Source organism: Caballeronia pedi (genome assembly GCF_001544915.2).
GTDB classification, from domain to species: Bacteria; Pseudomonadota; Gammaproteobacteria; order Burkholderiales; family Burkholderiaceae; genus Caballeronia; species Caballeronia pedi.
Genome location: NZ_FCOE02000003.1, coordinates 332,455 through 354,189, shown reverse-complemented (window position 1 = coordinate 354,189; position 21,735 = coordinate 332,455). Strand labels below are relative to the sequence as shown.

Here is a 21,735-nt window from a genome sequence, read left to right as displayed (position 1 = left end):
ACCCACTGGCTCCAAATTCAAATCGCCAGAACTCACCGTTGGGACGCCTGCCATCGCCACCGGCGTCGCTGATGCATTTGCGACCATCTCTTTTTAGCGCGGCCGTGTCGGCCGTCACGCAACTCGACCTTGTCCGTCCCCGAATGGAACGATTCAATCCGCTAAAATCTCGTCTCGCCGCGTGCTTGGTCATTGCGGTCGTTGCGTTGGTCCTCATCGTGCTGTCGAAATATGTTGACGCTTGGTGGTCCGGACTCTTGCAGAATTTCGGTTCGGGGCTGCTGACTTCTCTGCTGCTCATCGTGGCATACGACCGCATTTTGGAAATACGCCAACAAACGGAGGCGAAGAAGCGCGAGCAAACTGGACTTCGTAAGTTAAATTACGCCCTAAGCCGTCATATTCGCGGAATCCTGTTTGACATATATCGAAGCTCCACCGAGGCTCAGCCGGTGCCGGCGCTTCGGTCTTACCGAGATTTCGTCAAGACACATTTCGCCCAAGAGGCACAACATTTGAACATCTTGGCGACTTCTCCCGCGAGTTATCCCGTGCAACAGCCCTATGCTGACTGGATTGGTAAGACACATGAGGTCTTCCAGCAGCAACTTCAGCGTTGGATTGCAGCTTATGCACCGAGCGTAAGTGCTAACATCGGCATGGCGGTCGAGGACGTGCTCGAATCGGAATATATGCGCGGGGCGTCTCAGTTCGCCCAACTCTCTGGGCAGATGCAAGCGACGCGCATTTCTGTGCTTCCATTCTTCAATCAGGGCGTCTGCCAAAACTATGCGGACCGCTTGTGCGCGGTCATCGACTACGTCGAAGCAAGCACTGGTCAGCCGGTAGGAGAGTTTGAGAATGACGATTGGCACAACGCGCTCTATCCTGTGAGTCACGCTCGCGTGCACAACGGCCCACTGCCACATTGAGCACGCGCTTGTCCCATTCAGGCGGTGATACCATCTCCAATGCATAAATGAAAAGCCGAATCGAGATTCGAGAGCTAGGCGAACTCGTGGACGCAATTCGAGAGATACCGAAAGGCATTGTCTCGTTCGACGGTTGTCCCGGCGCAGGGAAGACCACCTTGGCTGCCAAGGTCGCCAAAGTGGTTGGTTACTCAATGGTGGACCTTGATTCCTACATAGATAAGGAGAGGGGACACTTTGTCAACGCTCTGCACAGGTCGACGCTCGAGTCGAAGCTACGTGCCGAGCTTTCCGTATCGACAGTTGTTGTAATATCTGGCGTTTGCATGAATGCAGTGCTCGAATGCGTGCGTCGCAAAGCCGCTTTGAGCATCTACGTGCAGAAGAACTCGCCAATCGGTCTCCCTAGCGACCTTGATTTTATCGATGCCGAGACCGGGTTCGAACCTGAGCCCGATACCGTTCAATATTGGTCGGCGCTGGACCGCGAGGTTTTTTCATATCACGGTGAGCACAAGCCTAGAATGAACGCCGACATCATCTTCTTGCGCGCAGCGCGTTGATGCTTCTCTCGCCTCCCTTTCGCTGCCGCAAACCCGTACACCATTCTTTGCCTTGCGCTGGTGGCTCCCATTTTTGCACGTTGCTGCAAGTAGGCAACAAGTCTTCCTCCTCCGCTCTCGTTCTGCAACCATGCCTCACTTGCCTCAATGCCATCGCCTCGGAGATGCGCTTCCATCCGCGCAGCTGCCTGTGCTCGTGAGCGGCTGCGCCCGAATACTAACGCGCATGCCCCGAGCGCGCCAAGGCTAGGCGGGCTAAGAAGCTCGCCCACCTAGACATTTTTCGTTCGACGGGATAAGGGGCGTCAGATGGCGTCTCGCAGATACGCCTTCGGATTCCGCGGTCTAGCGCGCGTTACGAGGGCGACTCTTGCGCGTGGCAGAATACGGCGCTCGCTCAGCACGCTTAGGCTGCGCGCAAACTTAGGAGAAGTCGTTTGCTAAAGGCCATCGTTGTTAGTGCATTCTTGACGACAGCCGCTACGGCGTCGGCCGGCCAGCACTACGTCGAGGTCTGGAATCCACCCGAGGCTCATGGCTCGACGTCGTCAAGCGTTGGCCGCGAGCACAAATCGAGTAACAAACGTGTGGCGCCTTTGAAGCCCGCAATCGGGCGCGCCAAGCCACACGTGGCGATGAAGTCGGTAGCGGTGCCTGTGCCACCACCACAAGGCACAGAGCGCCGTGTTCCGACGTTCGACGACATTCCCCGTAAAAGAACGCCTCGGGGCGATGTCTTGCGCGTGCACGGCGATGCAAAGCAAGTACGCGTCGAACGTTGAGGCGAACGTCGGTGCGAACCGACACGTTCCTTCCAACTGTGCGACTACGCGCCTATTGTTCTAGACTCGTCCTCAGCGACAGTTTGCCTTGCTGTCGGACCGGATGATGCAGGAGGGAACCTGGTATTAGACGAGCCGCTGGCCGACGCGAAGGGGGAGGCTTCATGCAATTTAAAGCGTCGCCCATTTCCCCTGTTCGCACGATTGCGCGAGACATCGTTTGTCCGTGGCCACCGAGCAGTACTCTCTTGTACAATTTAGTCCAAACAGAAGAGTTTCCGCACTGCGAAATAGTTTCTTCAATAACAAGACGAGGGACGTATGGGCAGCTCCGGCTCGGGTTCGCTTTCGGATTATCCTGGCTCGAAATCCAAGAATGCAGAAGGTGAAGGAATCGGCACGACGGGTGGCACAAGCGGCGTTGACAAGTGCAAACAGGCGTTTAGCTGCGTGCTTGAAGACGTCGCCCAGTGTGCCTTCTATTCGCAGTTCACGGCGGTACCGGCCATCGGTACTCAGCTCAGCATCGCATTTCACCCGCCACGCGTTTTTGCGGTCGACGTCAACGGGTTAACAGTGGGCGCGCTTCCGACCGCGTTTAACTACCTCGCAGCGTGTCTGGCTGCTGGTGTCACTTATGTTGGAGTAGCTAGACAATCGGCGGCGAAACCGGTGCCGACCATCGAAGCCGACTTTGTGCCGCAATAACCATGGCTGCTACAGAGACGCTGCTGGTTGTAGGCGAACTGGTTGTTGATTTCACGCTGCCTCAAAGCGGTTTAATGTGCAAACTTCGCTTAGGTGGCGTTGCTCACGCAGCACGAGGGCTTTGGGCCGCAAACATCGAATACTCGGTTGCGGCTTTTTGTCCCCGCTACCTTGTAGATGAGGCGAAGAGCTATCTCGAGAGTTGTTCGTGTAAAGAGTTTATCTGGCTTGGCGATGTCATCGGCGCACCAAATGTCGTAATCATTCAAGACGCAACAGAAGTCGGGCATCAGGGTTACGAAGATTTGATGCGCGACAGAAAGCAACTGTTGCTTCAAGAGCCGGTACAAGGGCTTGAGGCCTATCGACAAGTTCTGGTGTTTCCGGGCCGGTTTGACATGCATACGCTTGCTGCATCGTTCGCGCCCGATGCTTCCTTTGCATTCGACATCGCATACGACCTTGATGACGTCTCCTCCCTCGACGCTTTTCGCGGGCGCACCGTTGCGGTCATCATCTCGACCTCATCAGCCCTATTCGAACGCCTCGGCAAGGATGACGTCAGTGGACTGGTGAGTGCTGCGAAAACGTTGCTGCCGAAGATTCTGCTGCTGAAGGAGAATAGAGGGGGCAGCCGACTGTTCGACATTCTCCGTGATACGGTCGAGGAGATACCCGCAACGTTAGGGCAGACGGTCAATTCTGTCGGCGTAGGGGACGTCTATTCAGCCGTTCTGGTGGGGCTTGCAGCCAATCTCGGTTGGTCAGCAGCGGCGTGGCGCGGCTGCCAGGCCGCAACGATATATTCGCAGACGACATTCCCCGATGATTTTCGGCGGGATGTGCAGCGTTGTTTTTTACTAGGGCTGTCAGCACTGCAGTCGCTTGGGGGAACGTCGCTTCCTTGGCATGACAGACCTCGGTACTCCATCTATCTTGCAGGTCCCGACTTCTCATATGTAGACAAGCCGGAGTTGGACGCCGCAGCCAAAAGCCTCTCGTACCACAACTTCCGCGTTCGACGCCCGGTACATGAAAACGGTGAACTGCAGCGACCGGCCACAGCAGGAGACTTGCACCACACCTACCATAAAGACCTCCGCCTGCTCGAAGATTGCGATGCGGTCTTCGCAGTCCCTCTGGGGCGTGACCCTGGCACGCTCGTCGAGATTGGTATGGCGATTCAGATGGGGAAGCCTGTCGTGACTTATGACCCACGAAGGGAAAACGAGAATACGATGGTCATGGTCGGAAGTTCGGTATACTCCGCAGACCTTGATGCATGTCTCAACGGGATTTTTAATGTTGTTGCCAAATTAAGGGGCAAACCGCGGTGAAAAAAGTGCTTCTCCTAGCCTCCGGCGGTTTAGATTCAACGACCGTTGGTTATCAGCTAGCATCAAGCGGCATCGCGGTGGTACCAATTTTTTTCGACTACGGGCAACACTGCGTCGAGATGGAATGGAACCGTGTGAATGAGGTTCTCCCTTCCGACATGATTCGCCCTGAGCGCTTCAACATTTCTGACATCTTCAAAGGCTCGCACTCGCGGCTGATTCGCGAAGCAGACCTGTGGACTGAAGAGGTCAAAGACGATGATTTGTACATACCGTATCGAACAATGCTGTTCTTTGCTGCCGCAGCGGCGCGTGCCCAGACCGTTGGCATCCTTGATGTCTATACCGGTTTCATCAACAGCAATCACGCGAAAGAAATCGACTGCACCGCAGCTTTCATGAATGACCTTGACGGCCTGACATCGAACATTGGGCCTGTTCGCTTTCACTCGCCATTTCGCTATTCATCAAAAGCCGATGTCGCACGCGCTGCGGTCGAGCTTGGCGTGCCTTTGGGGCGGACCTATTCTTGCCAAGCGGCTTCGCAGTTTCCCTGCGGGGCGTGTCCAAATTGCGTGGAGCGCCTTAAAGCCTTGAGGGAGGCGAAGCTAGTATGAAGAAGTCTCGAGAAGAGGGCGCCGCACTCGAGGTCCTGTTTGCTGCGCGTCGAATCGCCGACCACGCAAGGGGCGAAGGCGCATTTTACGAAGGACGACCGCTGCGTGCTACGTGTGAACATCTAGGCGCCGTGTTGGCAGATTCTGTACTACAAGCGGGGCTCAATTACGCGACTGTTGTTCGTCCCCGAGTGCAGGCTATCCTTCGGACATATCCAGACCTGAAGTCGGTCTCTTCGCTCATCTCGCTGATTCGGGCGGGAGAAATTGGTTCATTCCTGAATTGGCGCCATCATGAGAAGGTGAACCGGTTCGAAGCGCTCGTTTCGTTTTTGGAGGCCGGCGGAATTGAGGATGTGAACGACTTGCGTCGCGGCCTCATGGCAGAGCAATTCTGCGAATCTATCCAGTCGGTGAACGGCATCGGCCCGAAGACCGTCGACTACATGGCTTGCTTGGTAGGAATCGACTCCATTGCAGTCGACCGGCACGTCCGCACGTTTGCGAAAGTGGCTGGGGTCAAGAATGACGACTACTACTTCTTGCGTAAAACCTTCTGCTGCGCGGCCGACCTTCTTGCGCTTCCGCGACGGGAATTCGACGCGTGGCTATGGCGTCGAGCCTCGGTGCCAACTCAGACGCAACTGAGCCTCGGCATTTAAGAGCAACAGCCTAGATTCCTAACTCGAATCTGCCTTTCTGACCAAATGCCAGTTACGACCCTTCGCAGCCTGACGTTGCTGACCCATCCGTTGATGTAGCTCCGCTACGTGCGCTGAAATTCCAGCACGGTATTGAGGCGTCAAGCGCAACGCCCGACAGGAGGCCGCGCGCATCACACGCGAGAGCAAAAATTTAGCAAATCCGATGGGGAACAAGGGAGACGAGGCGGTGGCCGTCGCTCGCATCGCTGAAGCGTCGAGAGAAGTTCAAGCTGCGTCCAAAACCGTCGAGGAGCACTTCGATAAGTCGACAGATGAAGCCAGTCGGACTTTGGCACTGGTACGCCTCACGGCTGCCATCAACGAATTGCAGGCAGGCCGAGACGCGCTCGACGCACTGATTGCTCGCAAATCGATGCACTAACAAACCAGCAACGTTGAGCGCCTTTGTTTCGCCCTTCCAAGTGGTCCGCTCTTCGAAACATAGCATTTCGCCGTTTTGTTTGAGTGGTTTACCTCATCGACCATAGACTATCTGTGCGTTAGGCAAGAACGGGCCTTCTCGGTTGACCCGTCGCTTGCGGCGGGTCTTTTCTACCGTAGCCGCTCCCGACGCTACGACTGGGAGCAGATGGCACGTAAGCCGTTCCACGAGATGCGATTATTGTCTTACATATTTATCCCTGAGCCGCTAAATCAGAGGTGCAACTGACGCCCCCTTGATTCCATGCCGTTCAAGCGCATCCGCGACGAATCCAGAGCGCTTCTCCTCCTCTACGAACGCTCGAAGCGTTTCGGCAGCCGCAAGCCCACGGCTCTTCGGCACGCCCATCGCCTGCTGGATGACCATGAACCGCTCGTTCAGCAGGCGCAGGCCTAACGTCTTCCGAGCATCAGATTCCAACTGCTGCTTCACGCCGGCAGCGACTTCGAGCCCTTGCTCGAGATACGTCTGGACCACCGTCGGCGAAGTCGGGGAGCGTACGATTTGTGCTGATTTGAGCTCGCGAGTCAGAAAGAGGTCGTAGGCACTGCCCTTGCCGACAGCCACCCGATTGTGCGGCTGGTCTATGTCCGCGTTCGTTGTGATGGGCGAATCATCACGGACAAGGTAATAACCTTCAATCAAGACGTAAGGTGCCGTGAATGCGATGGTCTCGCCACGAAGCGGGTCGATGGCAAAGAAGCCGAAGTCGGCGCGCTCCTCGCTGACCGCCTGAACCGACTTCCCGGCCGCGTCGAAGACAACCAGTTCCAGCTCGACCGATAGGTGTTTGGCGAACGCGTACGCCAAGTCGACCGACACCCCATGCGGTTGAACGGCCTCAGCATCCTTGTTTGCAAGAATCGGGTTGCCCAGGTTGATAGAGGCGCGGAGCTTCCCCGTCGGTGTAAACGCGTCGATTACAGAGCGGTCCACAGTCATTACGGTTCCCAGTTGAGTAACCGCTCTCGTCGATGCGGTCTTATGGTTCCAGAATTTCGCTGATGCGCGACAACGAGTCGAGCGTATGAAGGAGGTGTTCCCGCATCGCTTCCGACGCTTCGTCGTTCTTCTCGTGCTCAAGCAACTCGAGCAAATGCAGATGCTGTTTAGCGTGCTCGACATAACGTTCGCGATGTTTCATTGAGCGATATGAAAGCAAGCGTCGCACGCGGTTCACTCGCTTAATCGTGTCGATGAAGAAGCCGTTGCCCGATGCCTCGACGAGCGACTCGTGGAATCGGACACCTCGGTCATGCAGTTGGTCGGCCGTGTCGGTCTCGATACCACCCGCGAGCAGATGCTTCTCCACCTCACGGCAGTGCACTAAAACCTTGTGGTCAAGCCGATAACCTGGCTCGAGCAGTGCGGCAGGCTCCAAAGCAAGCCGCAACCGATACGACTTCAACAGGCTGTCCGGCGTTGTCAGCATGGTGGAAAATTGCCAACCATAGCCCGGCTTGCGTTCAGCCCAACCCTCCTGAGAAATTCGTGTCAAAACCGCCGTGAGTTGCGCGCTCGTCAGGCCGTACCGGTTTCGAATCAATTGCTCAGAGAATTCGTCTGGCAAAGCGCCCTTGAGCCGGTCCTCGGCAATCTGAAAATAGACGCTGGTGATTACGTCAGTTTCGGCGAGCCCGAGCTCATCGACGACATCGGAAAGCGATTCAACAACCGGCTTTGCGACAAAGAAGCCGCGATTCTTCTCGCGGCTAACGATGCCTTTCTCATGCAGCAACGCCAACGCTTCGTTGACAGGGGACCGCGACACGCGAAACCGGTCCGCGAGCATCTGCGCGGGCAGACGAGCCCCTTCCGTCAAGCGTTCATTCTTGATGAGCTCAACAATCCGAGTCGCAATCGTCTTTTCCATCATTGCGGTATGCCTTCTGCGTAGACGCAGCGGCGGGCGTTATGCCTCCTGCGTCTCCAATTGTTGCTTCAAAATCAGTGGGATGACCCCGCCCGAGCGCAATAGTCGACATTCGAGCTGAGTTTCGACCGCAGCATTGGCCTCGACCTGTTCGGTGGAACCATCCGCGCGCACGATTTTCACAGGAATCTTGCAGCGCGGCGACACAGCGTCAGCGGGTGCGTCAATTTCGAGCTTATCACCGGGGCGAAGCGCGAGCGTGTCGGGGGTTGCGCCGCCCGCCATTCGGAGTGGCAGAATCCCCATGCCAATCAGGTTCGAACGATGGATTCGCTCGAAGCTGACAGCCAGTACCGCACGGATTCCGAGAAGACGCTGACCCTTTGCGGCCCAATCACGCGAGGAGCCGGTGCCGTATCGCTCACCGGCCACCAGCACGACAGAGTCACCTTCATCCTGATACCGCTGAGCCGCCTCAAAAATTGGCATGATGCTGCCGCTGGGCACGTGCAGCGTATGCGCGACGGGCGCTTCAGGCTGTAGCTTGTTCACGAGCGTCTTGTTATAGAACGCCGCGCGCACCATCACCTCCCAGTTGCCTCGCCTCGAGGCGAAGACATTCAGGTCGTTCCGGTCATCGCCGCGCTCAACAAGGAAATCAGCGACGTAGCTGTCCTTTGGAATGGCACTCGCTGGCGAGATGTGGTCTGTCGTGACATCGTCGCCCAGAACCAGCAGCGGATAAGCGCTGTAGCTGCCAAGCTGGCTTCCTTGCGAAGCGGAGGCAAACGGCGGCCGGCGCAGTGCTGTCGAGGCCGGGTTCCAAGGGAAGCGTGCGCTGTCTGGCGCTTCCAGGTCGTGCCAAACTGGATTCTTGCTTGCAATCGCAAACGCGCGCGGATAGTCCTGCGGGTCCGCCGCCGCCTCGACCAGAGCGGCCACTTCGTCACGTGGAGGCCAAATGTCGCGGAGATACACGGGTTTGCCGTCCGGTGTGTTCTGAAGCGGCTCAGAGCTAAGGTCCAGCTCCGCGTTCCCTGCCAATGCAAACGCAATGACGAGAGGGGGCGACATGATGAAGCCCAGGTCAAGGTCCGGGTGGATGCGGCCGGGAAAATTGCGATTCCCTGACAACATTGCCACCGGATAGACGCTTTTGTTCGCAGCTGCCTCGCGAATCTCTGCCGTCAGCGGCCCGGAGTTGCCGATACAGGTCGTGCAACCGTACCCCACGATATCGAATCCGACTGCCGAAAGGTCATCTATGAGGTTCGCGCGTTCTAGATAAGCCGCTGCCGCAGGCGAGCCCGGCCCGAGCGACGTTTTTATCCAAGCCGGCACAGTAAGCCCAAGCGCGCGGGCCTTGCGGGCAAGCAGCCCCGCCGCGATGAGGAGTGCGGGGTCGGATGTGTTAGTGCAACTGGTAATGGCAGCAATCGCGACGGGATGCCTTGGCATGCCCGCATGAGTTTGCTCTGGCTGGAAGTTCAACTTCGCGAGTGCCTCTCCGGTTTGCGAATAGCAGAGCAAGTCCTGCGGGCGACGCGGTCCAGCGATGTGCATCCCGATGCTGGCGAGGTCAATGTCGATAGTGCGCGTGAAGCGCGGTGTGTTCTCTGGGTCGAACCATAGTCCAGCTTTGCGCGTGAAAGCCTCAACAAGCTGGATTGCCTTCTCGCTGCGGTTGGTCGCACGCAGATAGTCCAGCGTGGCTTGGTCGACAGGAAAGAATCCAGTCGAAGCGCCATACTCCGGCGCCATGTTTGCAACGACCGCCTTGTCGCCAGCGGAGAGCGTGGAGACGCCGGGGCCGAAGAATTCGACGAACTCGCCGGACACGCCGATTGCCCGCAAGCGCTGCGTGACCGTCAGCGCCAAGTCTGTTGCCAGCACGCCGGGCTTCAACGCACCGGTCAGGCGCACGCCGATTACGTCCGGGATGCGCTGCATCACGGGCATCCCAAACATGACGGTCTGGGCTTCGAGCCCGCCGACACCCCATCCAAGCACGCCGATTCCGTTAATCATCGGGGTGTGGCTGTCGGTGCCAATCAGAGTATCTGGAACCGCCCACTGCTCACCGTCGCGCTCGACCGTCGTCACCACTGTGGCGAGTTGCTCCAGGTTGATGGTGTGCATGATTCCTGTCCCCGGCGGATGAATCCGCACGCCGGTCAACGCCTTCGACGCCCAACGCAGGAAGCGATAGCGCTCTGCATTGCGCTTCAGTTCCAGCTGCAGGTTTCGTGGCGCCGCATCCGACTCGGCGAAGTATTCGACGGCGAGGGAATGGTCTACCGACGAGTCGACGGGTAGCACGGGATTGAGGCACGAAGGGTCAGCACCGGCCTCCGCCAGCGCGTCGCGCATCCCAGCGATGTCGACCAACGCCGGGGTGCTCGTCGTGTCGTGCATCAGCACGCGATTCGGCTGAAACGCGATTTCCGTCTCGCTCGTTGCGCGCTCCACCCATCCCAGTACTCCTTCGACCGCCGCCTCGCGCTCATCGCCATCAGTGTTTCGTACGACGTTCTCCAACAGCAGTCTGAGAACCACGGGCAGCTGGGTCAGCCGGTCGCCGAACAGTGCCGGCAAATCGACATATCGATAGCGTTGGTCGTTGCAGAGCAACCAGGCTTCGGGGGGGAGGTTAGTGTTTTCCATGACTGAATTTTTGCACTTTCACAGGTGAAAATGCAATACAGTGCAAACCCGAGATGCATAAAAAAGGAGATAGCAGTGAGGAATAAGCGCGTTGAGTTCATGCCCGAATCGATTGCTGGCCGCCGGAAAGCCTTACAGGGTATGGCTTCCCTGGGATTAGCTGCGGTTCTAGGAGCAGGAGCGGTGACGCCCACGCGGGTCAGCGCGCAGACCACCCGCCAAACCCCAATGAACGGAAAGACACCCATGTTTGCTTACGTTGGCTCCCGAACGACTCGCGAGCGCAATGCACGCGGAGACGGCATCAGCGTCTATCGCGTCGACACGGAAACCGGCTCCCTCGTTTTCGTGCAGTTGGTCAAAGACTTGGTCAATCCCTCATTCCTTGCGCTGAGCAAGGACGGCGAGCACCTGTACACGGTGCACGGCGACATGAGCGACATCAGCGCTTTCAAGGTCAACAGGGCTACCGGAGAGCTGACCTTTCTCAATCGGCAAAGCACGGAGGGCAAGAACCCGGTGTACCTCGCGATTGACCCCTCTGGTCGCTTCATCGTCGTGTCGAACCACATTGGCGCGAGCCTTGCAGTTTTGCCGATTGCAGAAGATGGTTCGTTGAAGCCGCTTTCCCAGTTGGTCAAGCTCGAGGGTCCTATCGGTCCGCATCGTGTGGAGCAGAAGCAATCCAAGCCTCACTTCAATCCTTTCGACCCGACAGGCGACTTCGTCATCGTCCCCGATAAGGGCTTGGACCGCGTCTTCTCGTTCCGCTTCCGTGATGGACAGCTCACGCCTGCAAACCCCGCCTTTGTCGTGTCGCGCGAGACGTCCGGCCCGCGCCACATCGCGTTTCACCAGAAGGCGCAATACGCGTACGTGGTCAACGAACTTGATTCGACGGTCACCACCTACCGATATGAGTCGGGCAAGGGCGCGCTGCATCCTCTGCAGATTCTTTCCACTCTGCCGGCGACCTTCACTGGTAACAGCCGAGCGTCCGAGATTGAAGTCGACCGGGCCGGGCGTTTCGTGTACGCGTCCAATCGCGGATACGACAGCATTGCGACGTTTGCCATCGACCAAAGCACTGGGCTTCTGACGTTCGTTGAATCGACGCAGACGAACGGCCGCACGCCGCGCTACATCACCAGTTCGCCCGACGGTCGCTTCATGTACGCGCTGAACGAGGAGAGCGACACGATTGTCGCGTTCGCTATCGATGCCGCAACAGGACGCCTCAAGCCGACAGGCTTTTCGGTGGAATCCGGCAGTCCGGTCTGCATGGTGTTTTCCACGCAACAGGCCTAAGACATTTGCCATTGAAGGAGACCGGCGGCCCGCCGCCGGTGAGTGAGACATGCAAACAAACACTGCAATCGACGAGCGCGCCCTTGTTCGCAAGATAACTTGGCGCATCATTCCGTTCGTCTTCATCCTGTACATCATCTCGTATCTCGACCGCGCGAATATCGGCTACGCAGCGCTGCAGATGAACAAGGAACTTGCGCTCTCGAGCGAAGCATTCGGCTTCGTGTCGGGCATCTTCTTCATCGGCTACTTCCTCTTTGAAGTACCGAGCAACGTACTCTTGAACAAATACGGCGCGCGAGTCTGGATTGCTCGGATTCTGGTCACATGGGGCATAGTCGCGGTCGTCTCTGCTTTCGTGCAGAACGCGACGCAACTCTACATTCTTCGGTTCCTGCTGGGCGTGTCCGAAGCCGGTTTCTTCCCAGGCATCATCGTCTACCTGACGTACTGGTTCCGAGCGAAAGAGCTCGCCACTACCGTCGCACTTTTCACGGCCGCGATTCCCGTCTCGTACATCATCGGCGCACCCTTGAGCACGTGGATTATGGACAACGTGCATTGGTTCGGCTGGAGCGGTTGGCGCTGGATGCTTGTGCTCGAAGGCGCGCCGGCGCTCATCGGCGGAGTCATGTGCTTCACGTGGCTGACCAACAAGCCGTCCGATGCAAGGTGGCTCAAGCCTGAAGAGCGTGACTGGTTGCTAAACGAACTCTCGAAGGATGCGAAGGCCCGCCCCAACGCGCGCCACTTTGGTTCGCTCAAGGCAATGACGAACCCGAAGGTGCTCTACCTCTCGTTCATCTATTTCGTCTATCAATGCGGGAGCTTAGGCGTCGGCTACTGGATGCCTCAGATTATCAAGGGGTTCTCAAGTACGCTCAGTCACACGCAGGTTGGGCTCATTGCGATGGTGCCGTATCTTTTCGCGACCATCGTCATGATTTTCTGGTCGAGAAACTCTGACCGACACAATGAGCGCCGCCTTCACTCGGCCATTCCGTTAGCTGTGGCCGCCGCAGCCCTGCTCGGAGCGGGACTCACGACCAATCCCTACGTCTCGATTTCGATGATTAGCCTCAGTCTTGCCGGCCTGTACGCATTCAAGTCACCGTTCTGGGCGCTTCCTACGCTGTTCCTGACGCGCTCTACGGCGGCTGTGTCCATCGCGGTCATCAATTCCCTCGGCAACCTCGGCGGGTTCGTCGGCCCGTTCGCTATCGGGTACATCAAAGGGTCAGGGCACAGCGCGACCAATGGCCTGCTGTTCCTCTCTGGTCTACTGGTGGCCTCGTTCTTCATGACACTGTTCATTCGATTCACGGACCAAACACCTGCTCATCCGGGGGAAATGGCCAATCAACGTCACTGAAGTCGTGTTTTTGAAGACTTCTAGGTCAAGAGTCATACAACCATAGCCTGACAAGGTGGAGATGTACGCATGAAAAAGTCAATGTTGCGATTAGCAGTACTTACCGCGCTTCCCACTGCAGCCATCGCACAGAGCAATGTGACCCTCTACGGAATTATCGATAGCGGACTGAATTACACGAACAACGTTCAGTCCGCCAGAACCCCATCCGGCCTCGTTGGTGGCCGGCAGTTCGCGATGATTGAGGGCGGGTCAGCGGGCCTTCAAGGCAGCCGCTGGGGTCTGCGCGGCGCCGAGGACTTAGGCGGTGGACTAAAAGCTCTGTTTGTATTGGAAAGCGGCTTCTACAGCAATAACGGTGCGCTCAATCAGGGCGGAGCGGAGTTCGGACGGCAAGCCTATGTAGGCATGACCCATTCGGTCGGCACGGTGACCATTGGCCGGCAATACGACCCGGTGGTCGACTTCTTTGGGCCGTTTCTCGCCGCGCCTCAGTGGGGCGGCTACATGGCTTCCCATCCAAGTGACCTCGATAACGCACTCAACTCGCGGCGAATCAACAACTCCATCAAGTTCCGCAGCGCCAACTATCATGGCCTGACTGTCGAAGCGATGATGAACCTTGGAGGTACGGCCGGGTCGTTCTCCAACAACTGGATTTGGGGCGCAGGAGCGGGCTACACCGCTGGTCCATTTTCGGTTGGGGCCGGTTACTTGAACATCCGCAATCCGAACACTTCCTTTTTCGGAGCCAACCCCAATGCGGGACCTACGACCACCAACAACCTAGGCAGCTTTGGAAGCGCAACCGCACCGGAGAGCAACCCCGTGTTTGCGGGTTACGCTTCGGCACACAAACTGGAAATCGCTGGCGTTGCGGCGGGTCTAGCGTTCGGTGCTGCGAACGTCAACATAGCTTATTCGAACACTAGGTTCGAGGACATGGGGTCAGCGTCCGGACCGAACACGCTCGGCTATCGAGGGACGGCAGCTTTCAACAACGTTGAGGTCAACGGCAAGTACCAGTTCTCACCTGCGCTTGTCGGGGGGCTCGCCTACGATTACACGCGCAACGGCGGGGCAGGCGGAAGAGGTGGGACGAACTACAACCTGTTCAGCGCAGGCCTTGACTACTTCCTTTCGAAGAGAACCGACGTTTATACGGTGGCCGTTTTTGAGAAGGCGAGCGGGACGGACTCACTCGGACAGAATGCCGTTGCACAAATCACTGGGCTTACCCCGTCGACAACCAGCAAACAGGCATCCTTGCGAGTCGGAATGCGTCACAAGTTCTGACTTTCTGCTCATGCGCGCGTGGGCCTAAAAGTCCACACGGCTCGAGGTTCCAGGGCTCAAGATTCGAGTCGCGATGCCGATATGTTAGCGCCGATGTAAAACTGACCCTGTCGCCGACATACAACTGACCCACCTGGGAGACGATGGCGGCTTTTGCCGCCGATGCTGACTCAGGAGCAAGCAGTGGAAATCAAGGTATTGGCCAAGCGTGGGACGGCGGTTCGGGAGATAGCGAGGCAGACGGGCTTATCGCGCAACACGGTGCGTCGCTATCTAAGAGATGAACAAGCGAGACGGTACAAGCCGCGTGAGCCACGCGCGACGAAGCTCGACCCGTTCAAAGACTATCTGCTGGAGCGCGTGGCAGCAGCGCGGCCGCACTGGATTCCGGCGACAGTTCTGCTGCGCGAACTGCAGGAGGCCGGCTATGCAGGCGGTATCAGCCAGCTCAAGGCGTTTCTGGCGCCCCACAAACATCCCGAAGCCGAGCCGGTCGTGCGCTTCGAGACGCCACCGGGCAAGCAGATGCAGGCCGACTTCACCGTCATCCGCCGAGGACGCGAGCCGTTGCTCGCGCTGGTCGCGACGTTGGGCTATAGCCGCGCGAGCTTTGTGCGATTTACCGCGCGCGAGGACGCGGTGACGCTGTGCGAGTGCCTGCGCGAAGCACTGGTCTACTTCGGCGGCACGCCGGAACATGTGCTGTTCGACAACGCCAAATCGGTGGTCATCGAGCGCGATGTGTTCGGGGTTGGCGAGCATCGCTGGAACCCGCAATTGCTGGCGCTGGCCGAGACCTACGGCTTCACGCCGAAGGTGTGTCGGCCCTATCGCGCCAAGACCAAGGGCAAGGTCGAGCGCTTCAATCGCTATCTCAAGGAGAGTTTCGTGGTGCCCCTTGCCGCGACGCTCAAGTCATCGGGACTGAAACTGGACGTCGAGACCGCCAATGCGCACCTCGGCCGATGGCTCTCAGAGGTTGCCAATGTGCGCCGTCACGCAACAACGGGCGAGCGTCCAGCCGTGTTGCTCGATGCTGAACGAGCGGCACTTCTGCCATTGCCGGCTCAAGTGCCTGTGCTGGCGGCGCCCGACAATCGCCGGGTGTTGCCCCGTGAGAGCCTGCAGCATCCGCTGGCGGTCTATGACACGTTGCTGGAGCTCGCCGCATGAATCTGCAACATGAGCGCATCGCCGCGCTGTGCGCGCAACTGAAGCTCGACTGCGTCGCCACCGATTGGGCGCCGCTGGCACAACGCACGGCCGCAGCCGATTCGAGTATGGCCGACTTCCTGGAGCAACTTCTGCAAGCCGAACTCGGTGCTCGCGAAGAGCGCAAGCGCCAGGTGCTCACGAAGTTGGCGGCGTTGCCCGGTGTCAAGACGCTGGAGCAATACGACTTTGGCTTCGCCAGCGGCGCACCGCGTGCGCAGATTCAAGAGCTTGCGAGTCTGGCGTTCATCGCACGGGCCGAGAATATCGTGCTGCTCGGACCATCCGGTGTCGGCAAGACACACATCGCGACTTCGCTTGCTTACCGCGCGGCGCAGGCGGGCATCAAGACACGGTTCATTACGGCCGCCGACCTGATGATGCAATTGGCCGCCGCGCGGCAACAGAACCGGCTGCGCGAGTTCTTCAATCGGGCGGTTATCGGGCCCAGGCTGCTGGTCGTCGATGAAATCGGCTATCTGCCATTCGGGCGCGAGGAGGCGAATCTGTTCTTCAACGTCGTGGCCAAACGCTACGAGCGCGGTTCAATCGTCCTGACCAGCAACCTGCCATTCACGCAATGGGCGACGGCGTTCGCCGACGACCAGACGCTCACGGCAGCGATGCTCGACAGGTTGCTGCATCACGCGCATATCGTGCAAATCAGTGGCGAGAGCTATCGACTGAAGGACAAGAGAAAGGCGGGACAAGCGAGCGCGCGGGCAACCACGAAAGTAGCCGCGTGATAATGGACCCAGGTGGGTCAGATTTACTTCGGCGAAACCTTCGAATGTGGGTCAGGTTTCAGTCGGCGTTGACACCGATATTCCAGCGTCACCATGACGACGAGAACGAGGGCGAACTTGCTGTACAAATTTTTATCAGAGCCGGACGCTAGGAAGACGGACCGCTTTGACGGTATTGTCGATAACGGACAGTTGTGGGTCGCCTGCCCACACTCCTTCAATGACCCATTCGAGTTCAAAGTCGTCCTGGACCTGCAGGCTGACGAGGAAACGCACAGAGCGCATTTCATGGCTTGGAAGCCTTGGGCGACAGAGGCGGAGTTTCAATCATGGCGCGGCGGCCTGAATGGCGCGCAGTGGGCCATCGAGCAAACAATCCGTGGGGACTTACTTGCGTCATTTGGCGTGGTTTGCTTCACTGAGCACTGGGATAACGAGCTTCTCTGGGCGCACTACGCACGGAATCACACCGGATTTTGCGTCGGCTTTGATGAGACAGCTCTCACCTCATGGAATGAGGTGACAAGTCACGGAAAGGTTCACTACGCCGTGACTGTGCCCATCTACCATCCGTTCAAGGAACAGGCCGACATCTTCGCTCACAAGGCCATCTTCCATAAATCTTTCGCATGGACCTATGAGGCCGAATATCGCTTGCTCTTTCGAAAGTCGAGTGTGCTACTTAACTTTCCAGACGGAGCGGTTCGCGAAATCATCCTCGGTTGCCGCGCTCCTCAGGGCTTGCGCGACAGAGCCCGCGCTTTGGCTAAGAGCACTTCATCGATTGAAGTCTACCAAGCGACCGAGGACTTTCGTGCATACAGCGTTGGACGCGAAATTGTCGCAAAGAACGTCTTCCCAATGACATCGCATTTTTAGCGAACGTACACCACGACTTGAGGACGAGGTGTTGAGCTGCTTACGGACATGCGGTGACAAGTTCGACGTGCGCTCGTAGTGCACACACATTGGAGAGGGGCTAGTTTTGAATCACGACCGGGGTCAGGAATCGAACCTCCTTGTCGGCAATAAGGTCCCGCGTAGCTTCGTCATAAACAGCTCGATACGGCTTCTGAGGCTGTTCCCGCAGCCACTCCCCCTGTGAGCCGTTCCATACTTCGAACAGCACCAGCTCGTCAGGTGCAGACGGGTCTTCGCTGAGCACGGCGCTGACCAAGGCTGATTCCTTCGCCATAGTCTTCATTAGTTCGGCGAGGTGCTGGACGAACTCGTCTTTGGTCGATGGAAACAGTTTGAAGCGAACATAGAGTGACACCATTTGAATGTCCTTGTGTTGTGTCATAACGTGGAGCATCCGAGTAGATTGTCTTAACAGCGGCGCTCGCACGTACGCAACCGACCGAAGGCTTGATACAAAAGCGGCCGCAGGAGCGTGGCTGCGGCCGCTTACATTCAGTCTGTACGAAGCTGATTAGTTGTCGAACTGGCTAATTGTTGCGTTGTACGCGCGCGCGGCCAGTTCTTCGAGCGGGAGTTTGCGCTCGACTTCGGACAGGATTTCAACGCCCCACGGGCCTTGCCAACCGGTGGCTTGAATCGCTTTGATGAAGCCCTTGACGTCAAGAACGCCTTCGCCTGGCAGGCGACGCTTGTGGCAGGTGTCCATCCAAAGAGGTTCGATGGCATAGCGGTCTGCGTCATCGAGCTCAATCCCCTTGATGAACTCGGGCTTGATGGTGGCGATTTCCTTGAAGTCAATGTTGCCGCGGCTCAGGTGCCAAATGTCGAGCAGCAGACCCGCATTGGCCTTGTTCGCACCTTCGACGATGGCCTTGCCCGTTTCAATCGTGCGGACGTTGCTGAACGGCATGATTTCCAGCATGACCTGCGTGCCGCGCTTCTCAGCGTCTTCAGCCAACTTGCCAAACTCTTCGACCATGAGCGGCACGTTCGCGGTGTCGTCGCCGATGCCGGGACCGACCTTCACGATACGCGCACGGAGTTCTTCCGCGGCCTTCAGGTAGTAATAGCGCTGGCTATCGGAGGTGCGGCGACGCTCGCCGGTTTGATACCAGTCGACCAAGAACTCGAACTCGACGTGCTTCATTCCGTTGGCTTCGAGGATGCGGCGCATTTCCGGGAAGCCAATCTTGTCGGCGGTGGCGTAAATGTCCGAGTGAATCAGGCCGATGCCGTCCCAACCGGCCTTCGCCGCTGCTTCGACTCGGTCTTTGAAGCTGAACGGGCTGATTTCGGTAGGACCGAACGGGTAGACGTCGCCCGAGAGCGTGAAGTAGGCGGCGACGAGTTCGACTTTGGACTTGGACATGTGAGACCTCTTGAAAGTGGCGACGGCGATGTAATGCCGGTCGCGGGGAATCGATGTCCTGAACTATCGCGTAGAAGTCACAGCGGATAAACAGCCCTCGAATCGTCTTTCCGTAGAGTAAAAGTACACAATCGCGAATGTCCGGCGTTTGTTGGCAGCTCGGGGGCGCCGCGTCAGGCTCATCGCTCGATTCTTTATGCGTCTGGCGGCAATCACTCTGATGCCATCACCATTTTTCCAGTGAAAGGAAATAACTTTTCGTTCTGTCGCATTTTTCTTTCCGATATCAAGCCTTACTGTGCCTCCACCAAAACATCAAAACCCGGCTCCGCCACGTGGGCCTATTGGAGACACAGCATGAATTTCCGCAAATCCATCATCTCTTGTTTCGCTCTCGCAGCCATCGCGAGCGCGCTCGGTACCAGCGCCCAGGCGGCCGACCAGCCCCGTGTTGCGTTGCTCATGCCGACGCAGAGCGTTGAATACTGGGCGCTCTACGCGAAAGGCTTCGAAAAGGAAGCGACCGCTCAGGGCCTCAAGCTCGACGTGAAGGTAAGCAACTACGACGCAAACGAACAAGCCACTGTGGTCGACCAGACGCTTGCCCAGAAGCCCGATGTCATTGTTCTCATCCCTGTGGACTCGAGCGCCATGGTCCCGTCGATTCGCAAGATTGACCAAGCCAAGATTCCGCTCGTCATCTCGAACTCGATGCCCGACCAGAAGTATTCCAAGTACTGGAAGGTCTTCACGGGCCCCAACGACATCAGCAATGGCGAAGTCGCCGCGAAGACCATGATTCAGGGCTTCAAGGAAAAGGGGTATGGCGACAAAGGCAAAGTCATCGTCATCAACGGACCGATGGGTACGCCGCCTCAAGTTCAGCGCTATCAAGGCTTCGTCGACGCCCTCAAGAAGAATGCACCTGGAATCGAAGTCGTCGGTTCGCAACCGGCTGACTGGGATGCTGTGAAGGCCGAAGCAGCAGCGTCGGCGCTCTTCACACAATTCAAGGATGTGAAAGGCGTCTACACGGAGAACGATTCACAACTTCGCGGTGTCGTGACTGCCGCACAGCGCCTCGGACTCGACCCGTCGAAGCTCGTAATCGTAGGTCACGGCTGCGACTCCGGTGCGGTGGAGGCCATCTCCGCCGGAAAGGCATACGCTACGGTCGAGCAGTCCCCGTTTGACGACGGTGCTTACGCTGCGCGGGCGGCCAAAGACCTCGCAGCGGGCAAGGCACCCCAAGCCATCCAGTATCTACCGAATCCTGCTGCGACCAAGGCGACGCTCAACGTCTGCTATTCGCAGAAGAAGTAACGCGCGCTGCAGGGTTGACCGTCGCACGGGAGGCGGGACGTTTTTCGCGACCCTTCGGGGTCGCTTTCGTTTTATGAACGGAGACAACGATGAGACGAGAGATTGGCGTAGCTGTGATTGGCACGGGTTTCATGGGAAAGGCGCACGCGCTGGCGTATCGTGCCGTGCCAAACGCCTTTCCGAATTCGCTGAGGCCGCGAATGGTGGCAGTAGCCGACGTGAATGAGGCAGATGCCCAGCAAGCGGCTGAGCACTTCGGATTCGAACGAGCGACGGCTGACTGGCGCACGTTGCTGGACGACCCGAGCGTTCAGGTTGTCTCAATCACGACGCCATGCAGCCTACATCGGGAAATGGCTCTCGCGGCCATCGCCGCCGGCAAGCACGTACATTGCGAAAAGCCGATTGCTCCGTCGGCCGCCGACGCGTTCGAAATGATGAAAGCGGCTGAGGCCGCGAAGGTCGTTACGCAGGTTGGCTACAACTACATCAAAAACCCCGTACTCAAGCTGGCGCGGGAGATGATTGCATCTGGTGAGCTTGGCGAAATCACGAGCTTTCGAGGCGTCCACGCTGAAGACTACCTGGCCGACCCGGAGATTCCGTATGGATGGCGAGTTGACCCTCAGAACGGGGCTGGCGCGTTGGCTGAAATTGGTAACCATATCGTCGGCATGTCTCGATTCCTCCTCGGGACCGTCACCCAGGTCAATGCGCAGCTCGAGACCGTCAATAAAACGCGCCCGGTGGCACCCGGCTCGTCCGAGCGGCGTGAAGTCAAAGTCGACGACATCGCCCGCCTGATGGTGACGTTTGAGCGGGGATGCTCAGGGTCTATCGAAGCGAATTGGGCGGCGACCGGCCGCAAGATGCAGCTCGAGTTCGAAGTCTACGGAACGAAGGGCGCCCTGTGCTTTTCACAGGAGCGCTTCAATGAGCTCCAGTACTTCAAGGCTGGGGGCGACCCTCGGACGTCGGGGTTCACTCGTATCGAAGCGGGCCCGGTTCATCCTCCCTACGAGAATTTCACCGTCGCCGGCGGGCACCAGCTGGGATTCAATGATTTGAAGACCATCGAGATGGCGGAGTTCATCGCAGCTATCGAGCACGGCACACCCACGTTTCCGGATTTCCGTGAGGCATGGGAAATCCAACGCATCGTCGACGCGGCGATTCGGTCGTCAACACAGGGACAGCGCATCACTCTCTAAGAGAGCAACAGGCTCAGGTTACGCGCGGTTGGTCGAGCATCACGCTCCGCCTCCGCGCGTTTTTTTGTGGACCATGGTTTGCGCGGATATTTCCTTCTGCCGGAAATATCATTTCGCCGCAGCGCATTTTTCTTTCCCAGGCGAACTAATAACCTGTGACTCAACGATAACGAAGCCGCTGACGCGAGTTTCTGCTGGAGACGACGCGCATTCCTGCGCACGCAGCGATTCCCTGCAAATCCTCTCCTCAAAGACAACCAGCAGCAGCGTCGCTGATGCCGCAGCCTCTTTCGGCTTGTTCGGAGCCGTGGCAAACAAACTGCCCAGCATCGTCGCAGGACATCGTTATTCGAGA

General features: G+C 57.8%; 21 protein-coding genes. 15 read left to right on the top strand and 6 right to left on the bottom strand.

The window, feature by feature from the left end; all coding sequences use genetic code 11:
• The first annotated feature begins 71 nt into the window (after positions 1–71).
• The 7 genes from AWB80_RS06595 (at position 72) to AWB80_RS06560 (ending at position 6,025) form a co-directional block, all read left to right on the top strand.
• Positions 72–932, top strand: a complete 861-nt coding sequence (locus tag AWB80_RS06595) for a hypothetical protein (RefSeq protein ID WP_143327972.1) — start codon at positions 72–74, stop codon at positions 930–932.
• A 47-nt stretch (positions 933–979) separates the two neighbouring features.
• Positions 980–1,495, top strand: coding sequence for a shikimate kinase (locus AWB80_RS06590; protein ID WP_061173831.1), 516 nt, complete (start codon positions 980–982; stop codon positions 1,493–1,495).
• A 1,103-nt stretch (positions 1,496–2,598) separates the two neighbouring features.
• Positions 2,599–2,985 (top strand): hypothetical protein, encoded by a 387-nt coding sequence (locus tag AWB80_RS06580; protein WP_244206419.1) that lies wholly within the window; start codon positions 2,599–2,601, stop codon positions 2,983–2,985.
• 2 nt (positions 2,986–2,987) lie between these two features.
• Entirely contained in the window at positions 2,988–4,322 is a 1,335-nt protein-coding gene (locus AWB80_RS06575; RefSeq protein ID WP_244206418.1) for a nucleoside 2-deoxyribosyltransferase, read from the top strand.
• A complete protein-coding gene (locus AWB80_RS06570) occupies positions 4,319–4,939 on the top strand; it encodes a 7-cyano-7-deazaguanine synthase (RefSeq protein WP_061173830.1) in 621 nt (206 codons plus the stop codon). Before AWB80_RS06575 ends, AWB80_RS06570 begins: the two co-directional genes overlap by 4 nt.
• A complete protein-coding gene (locus tag AWB80_RS06565) occupies positions 4,936–5,601 on the top strand; it encodes an HhH-GDP family DNA glycosylase (protein WP_061173829.1) in 666 nt (221 codons plus the stop codon). The genes AWB80_RS06570 and AWB80_RS06565 overlap by 4 nt, the downstream gene beginning before the upstream one ends.
• 205 nt (positions 5,602–5,806) lie before the next feature.
• Complete coding sequence (locus tag AWB80_RS06560) at positions 5,807–6,025, top strand: hypothetical protein (protein ID WP_061173828.1); 219 nt, start codon at positions 5,807–5,809, stop codon at positions 6,023–6,025.
• 267 nt (positions 6,026–6,292) lie between these two features.
• On the opposite strand, the gene AWB80_RS06555 is transcribed toward AWB80_RS06560, so the two are convergent.
• From AWB80_RS06555 to acnA, 3 genes are read right to left on the bottom strand one after another with little or no spacing between them, the layout of a single operon-like run.
• Complete coding sequence (locus tag AWB80_RS06555; RefSeq protein ID WP_061173827.1) at positions 6,293–7,027, bottom strand: ABC transporter substrate-binding protein; 735 nt, start codon at positions 7,025–7,027, stop codon at positions 6,293–6,295.
• Between the two features lie 40 nt (positions 7,028–7,067).
• The gene (locus AWB80_RS06550) at positions 7,068–7,961 is read right to left on the bottom strand and encodes a GntR family transcriptional regulator (protein WP_061173826.1); all 894 of its coding nucleotides are present in this window, start codon (positions 7,959–7,961) and stop codon (positions 7,068–7,070) included.
• 36 nt (positions 7,962–7,997) lie between these two features.
• Entirely contained in the window at positions 7,998–10,622 is a 2,625-nt protein-coding gene (gene acnA, locus AWB80_RS06545; protein WP_061173825.1) for an aconitate hydratase AcnA, read from the bottom strand.
• A 246-nt stretch (positions 10,623–10,868) separates the two neighbouring features.
• Here acnA and AWB80_RS06540 point away from each other — a divergent pair, with 246 nt between their 5' ends.
• The 6 genes from AWB80_RS06540 to AWB80_RS06510 all read left to right on the top strand — a co-directional run bounded on the left by AWB80_RS06540 (position 10,869) and on the right by AWB80_RS06510 (position 17,435).
• Positions 10,869–11,930, top strand: coding sequence for a lactonase family protein (locus AWB80_RS06540; RefSeq protein ID WP_061173946.1), 1,062 nt, complete (start codon positions 10,869–10,871; stop codon positions 11,928–11,930).
• Between the two features lie 49 nt (positions 11,931–11,979).
• The gene (locus tag AWB80_RS06535) at positions 11,980–13,302 is read left to right on the top strand and encodes an MFS transporter (RefSeq protein ID WP_061173824.1); all 1,323 of its coding nucleotides are present in this window, start codon (positions 11,980–11,982) and stop codon (positions 13,300–13,302) included.
• Positions 13,303–13,371: 69 nt separating this feature from the next.
• Positions 13,372–14,598, top strand: a complete 1,227-nt coding sequence (locus tag AWB80_RS06530) for a porin (RefSeq protein ID WP_061173823.1) — start codon at positions 13,372–13,374, stop codon at positions 14,596–14,598.
• 162 nt (positions 14,599–14,760) lie between these two features.
• Positions 14,761–15,771 carry an IS21 family transposase gene (istA, locus tag AWB80_RS06520; protein WP_061173822.1) on the top strand — a complete coding sequence of 337 codons (1,011 nt, stop codon included), beginning with the start codon at positions 14,761–14,763 and terminating at the stop codon, positions 15,769–15,771.
• The gene (gene istB, locus AWB80_RS06515) at positions 15,768–16,556 is read left to right on the top strand and encodes an IS21-like element helper ATPase IstB (protein WP_061173821.1); all 789 of its coding nucleotides are present in this window, start codon (positions 15,768–15,770) and stop codon (positions 16,554–16,556) included. Before istA ends, istB begins: the two co-directional genes overlap by 4 nt.
• Before the next feature lie 117 nt (positions 16,557–16,673).
• The gene (locus tag AWB80_RS06510; RefSeq protein ID WP_160147416.1) at positions 16,674–17,435 is read left to right on the top strand and encodes a DUF2971 domain-containing protein; all 762 of its coding nucleotides are present in this window, start codon (positions 16,674–16,676) and stop codon (positions 17,433–17,435) included.
• Between the two features lie 100 nt (positions 17,436–17,535).
• On the opposite strand, the gene AWB80_RS06505 is transcribed toward AWB80_RS06510, so the two are convergent.
• Positions 17,536–17,835: a putative quinol monooxygenase gene (locus AWB80_RS06505; protein ID WP_061173945.1), complete on the bottom strand. Its 300-nt coding sequence runs from the start codon at positions 17,833–17,835 to the stop codon at positions 17,536–17,538.
• A gap of 153 nt (positions 17,836–17,988) precedes the next feature.
• Entirely contained in the window at positions 17,989–18,846 is an 858-nt protein-coding gene (locus AWB80_RS06500; protein WP_061173819.1) for a sugar phosphate isomerase/epimerase family protein, read from the bottom strand.
• A gap of 357 nt (positions 18,847–19,203) precedes the next feature.
• Here AWB80_RS06500 and AWB80_RS06495 point away from each other — a divergent pair, with 357 nt between their 5' ends.
• Together AWB80_RS06495 and AWB80_RS06490 are read left to right on the top strand one after the other, a co-directional pair.
• On the top strand, positions 19,204–20,169 hold the full coding sequence (locus AWB80_RS06495) for a sugar ABC transporter substrate-binding protein (protein WP_061173818.1): 966 nt from the start codon (positions 19,204–19,206) through the stop codon (positions 20,167–20,169).
• An 89-nt stretch (positions 20,170–20,258) separates the two neighbouring features.
• Positions 20,259–21,380 carry a Gfo/Idh/MocA family protein gene (locus tag AWB80_RS06490; protein ID WP_061173817.1) on the top strand — a complete coding sequence of 374 codons (1,122 nt, stop codon included), beginning with the start codon at positions 20,259–20,261 and terminating at the stop codon, positions 21,378–21,380.
• Positions 21,381–21,488: 108 nt separating this feature from the next.
• Here the strand turns inward: AWB80_RS06490 and AWB80_RS43095 are convergent, their stop codons facing one another.
• Positions 21,489–21,710 carry a hypothetical protein gene (locus tag AWB80_RS43095; RefSeq protein WP_143327970.1) on the bottom strand — a complete coding sequence of 74 codons (222 nt, stop codon included), beginning with the start codon at positions 21,708–21,710 and terminating at the stop codon, positions 21,489–21,491.
• Between the last annotated feature and the right edge of the window lie 25 nt (positions 21,711–21,735).

Bases quoted from the DNA above. Each gene is read 5' to 3' on its own strand.
- AWB80_RS06595 (WP_143327972.1), top strand. From the start codon at position 72: ATGCATTTGCGACCATCTCTTTTTAGCGCGGCCGTGTCGGCCGTCACG.
- AWB80_RS06590 (WP_061173831.1), top strand. From the start codon at position 980: ATGAAAAGCCGAATCGAGATTCGAGAGCTAGGCGAACTCGTGGACGCA.
- AWB80_RS06580 (WP_244206419.1), top strand. From the start codon at position 2,599: ATGGGCAGCTCCGGCTCGGGTTCGCTTTCGGATTATCCTGGCTCGAAA.
- AWB80_RS06575 (WP_244206418.1), top strand. From the start codon at position 2,988: ATGGCTGCTACAGAGACGCTGCTGGTTGTAGGCGAACTGGTTGTTGAT.
- AWB80_RS06565 (WP_061173829.1), top strand. From the start codon at position 4,936: ATGAAGAAGTCTCGAGAAGAGGGCGCCGCACTCGAGGTCCTGTTTGCT.
- AWB80_RS06560 (WP_061173828.1), top strand. From the start codon at position 5,807: ATGGGGAACAAGGGAGACGAGGCGGTGGCCGTCGCTCGCATCGCTGAA.
- AWB80_RS06555 (WP_061173827.1), bottom strand. From the start codon at position 7,027: ATGACTGTGGACCGCTCTGTAATCGACGCGTTTACACCGACGGGGAAG.
- AWB80_RS06550 (WP_061173826.1), bottom strand. From the start codon at position 7,961: ATGATGGAAAAGACGATTGCGACTCGGATTGTTGAGCTCATCAAGAAT.
- acnA (WP_061173825.1), bottom strand. From the start codon at position 10,622: ATGGAAAACACTAACCTCCCCCCCGAAGCCTGGTTGCTCTGCAACGAC.
- AWB80_RS06540 (WP_061173946.1), top strand. From the start codon at position 10,869: ATGTTTGCTTACGTTGGCTCCCGAACGACTCGCGAGCGCAATGCACGC.
- AWB80_RS06535 (WP_061173824.1), top strand. From the start codon at position 11,980: ATGCAAACAAACACTGCAATCGACGAGCGCGCCCTTGTTCGCAAGATA.
- AWB80_RS06530 (WP_061173823.1), top strand. From the start codon at position 13,372: ATGAAAAAGTCAATGTTGCGATTAGCAGTACTTACCGCGCTTCCCACT.
- istA (WP_061173822.1), top strand. From the start codon at position 14,761: ATGCTGACTCAGGAGCAAGCAGTGGAAATCAAGGTATTGGCCAAGCGT.
- istB (WP_061173821.1), top strand. From the start codon at position 15,768: ATGAATCTGCAACATGAGCGCATCGCCGCGCTGTGCGCGCAACTGAAG.
- AWB80_RS06505 (WP_061173945.1), bottom strand. From the start codon at position 17,835: ATGGTGTCACTCTATGTTCGCTTCAAACTGTTTCCATCGACCAAAGAC.
- AWB80_RS06500 (WP_061173819.1), bottom strand. From the start codon at position 18,846: ATGTCCAAGTCCAAAGTCGAACTCGTCGCCGCCTACTTCACGCTCTCG.
- AWB80_RS06495 (WP_061173818.1), top strand. From the start codon at position 19,204: ATGAATTTCCGCAAATCCATCATCTCTTGTTTCGCTCTCGCAGCCATC.
- AWB80_RS06490 (WP_061173817.1), top strand. From the start codon at position 20,259: ATGAGACGAGAGATTGGCGTAGCTGTGATTGGCACGGGTTTCATGGGA.
- AWB80_RS43095 (WP_143327970.1), bottom strand. From the start codon at position 21,710: ATGCTGGGCAGTTTGTTTGCCACGGCTCCGAACAAGCCGAAAGAGGCT.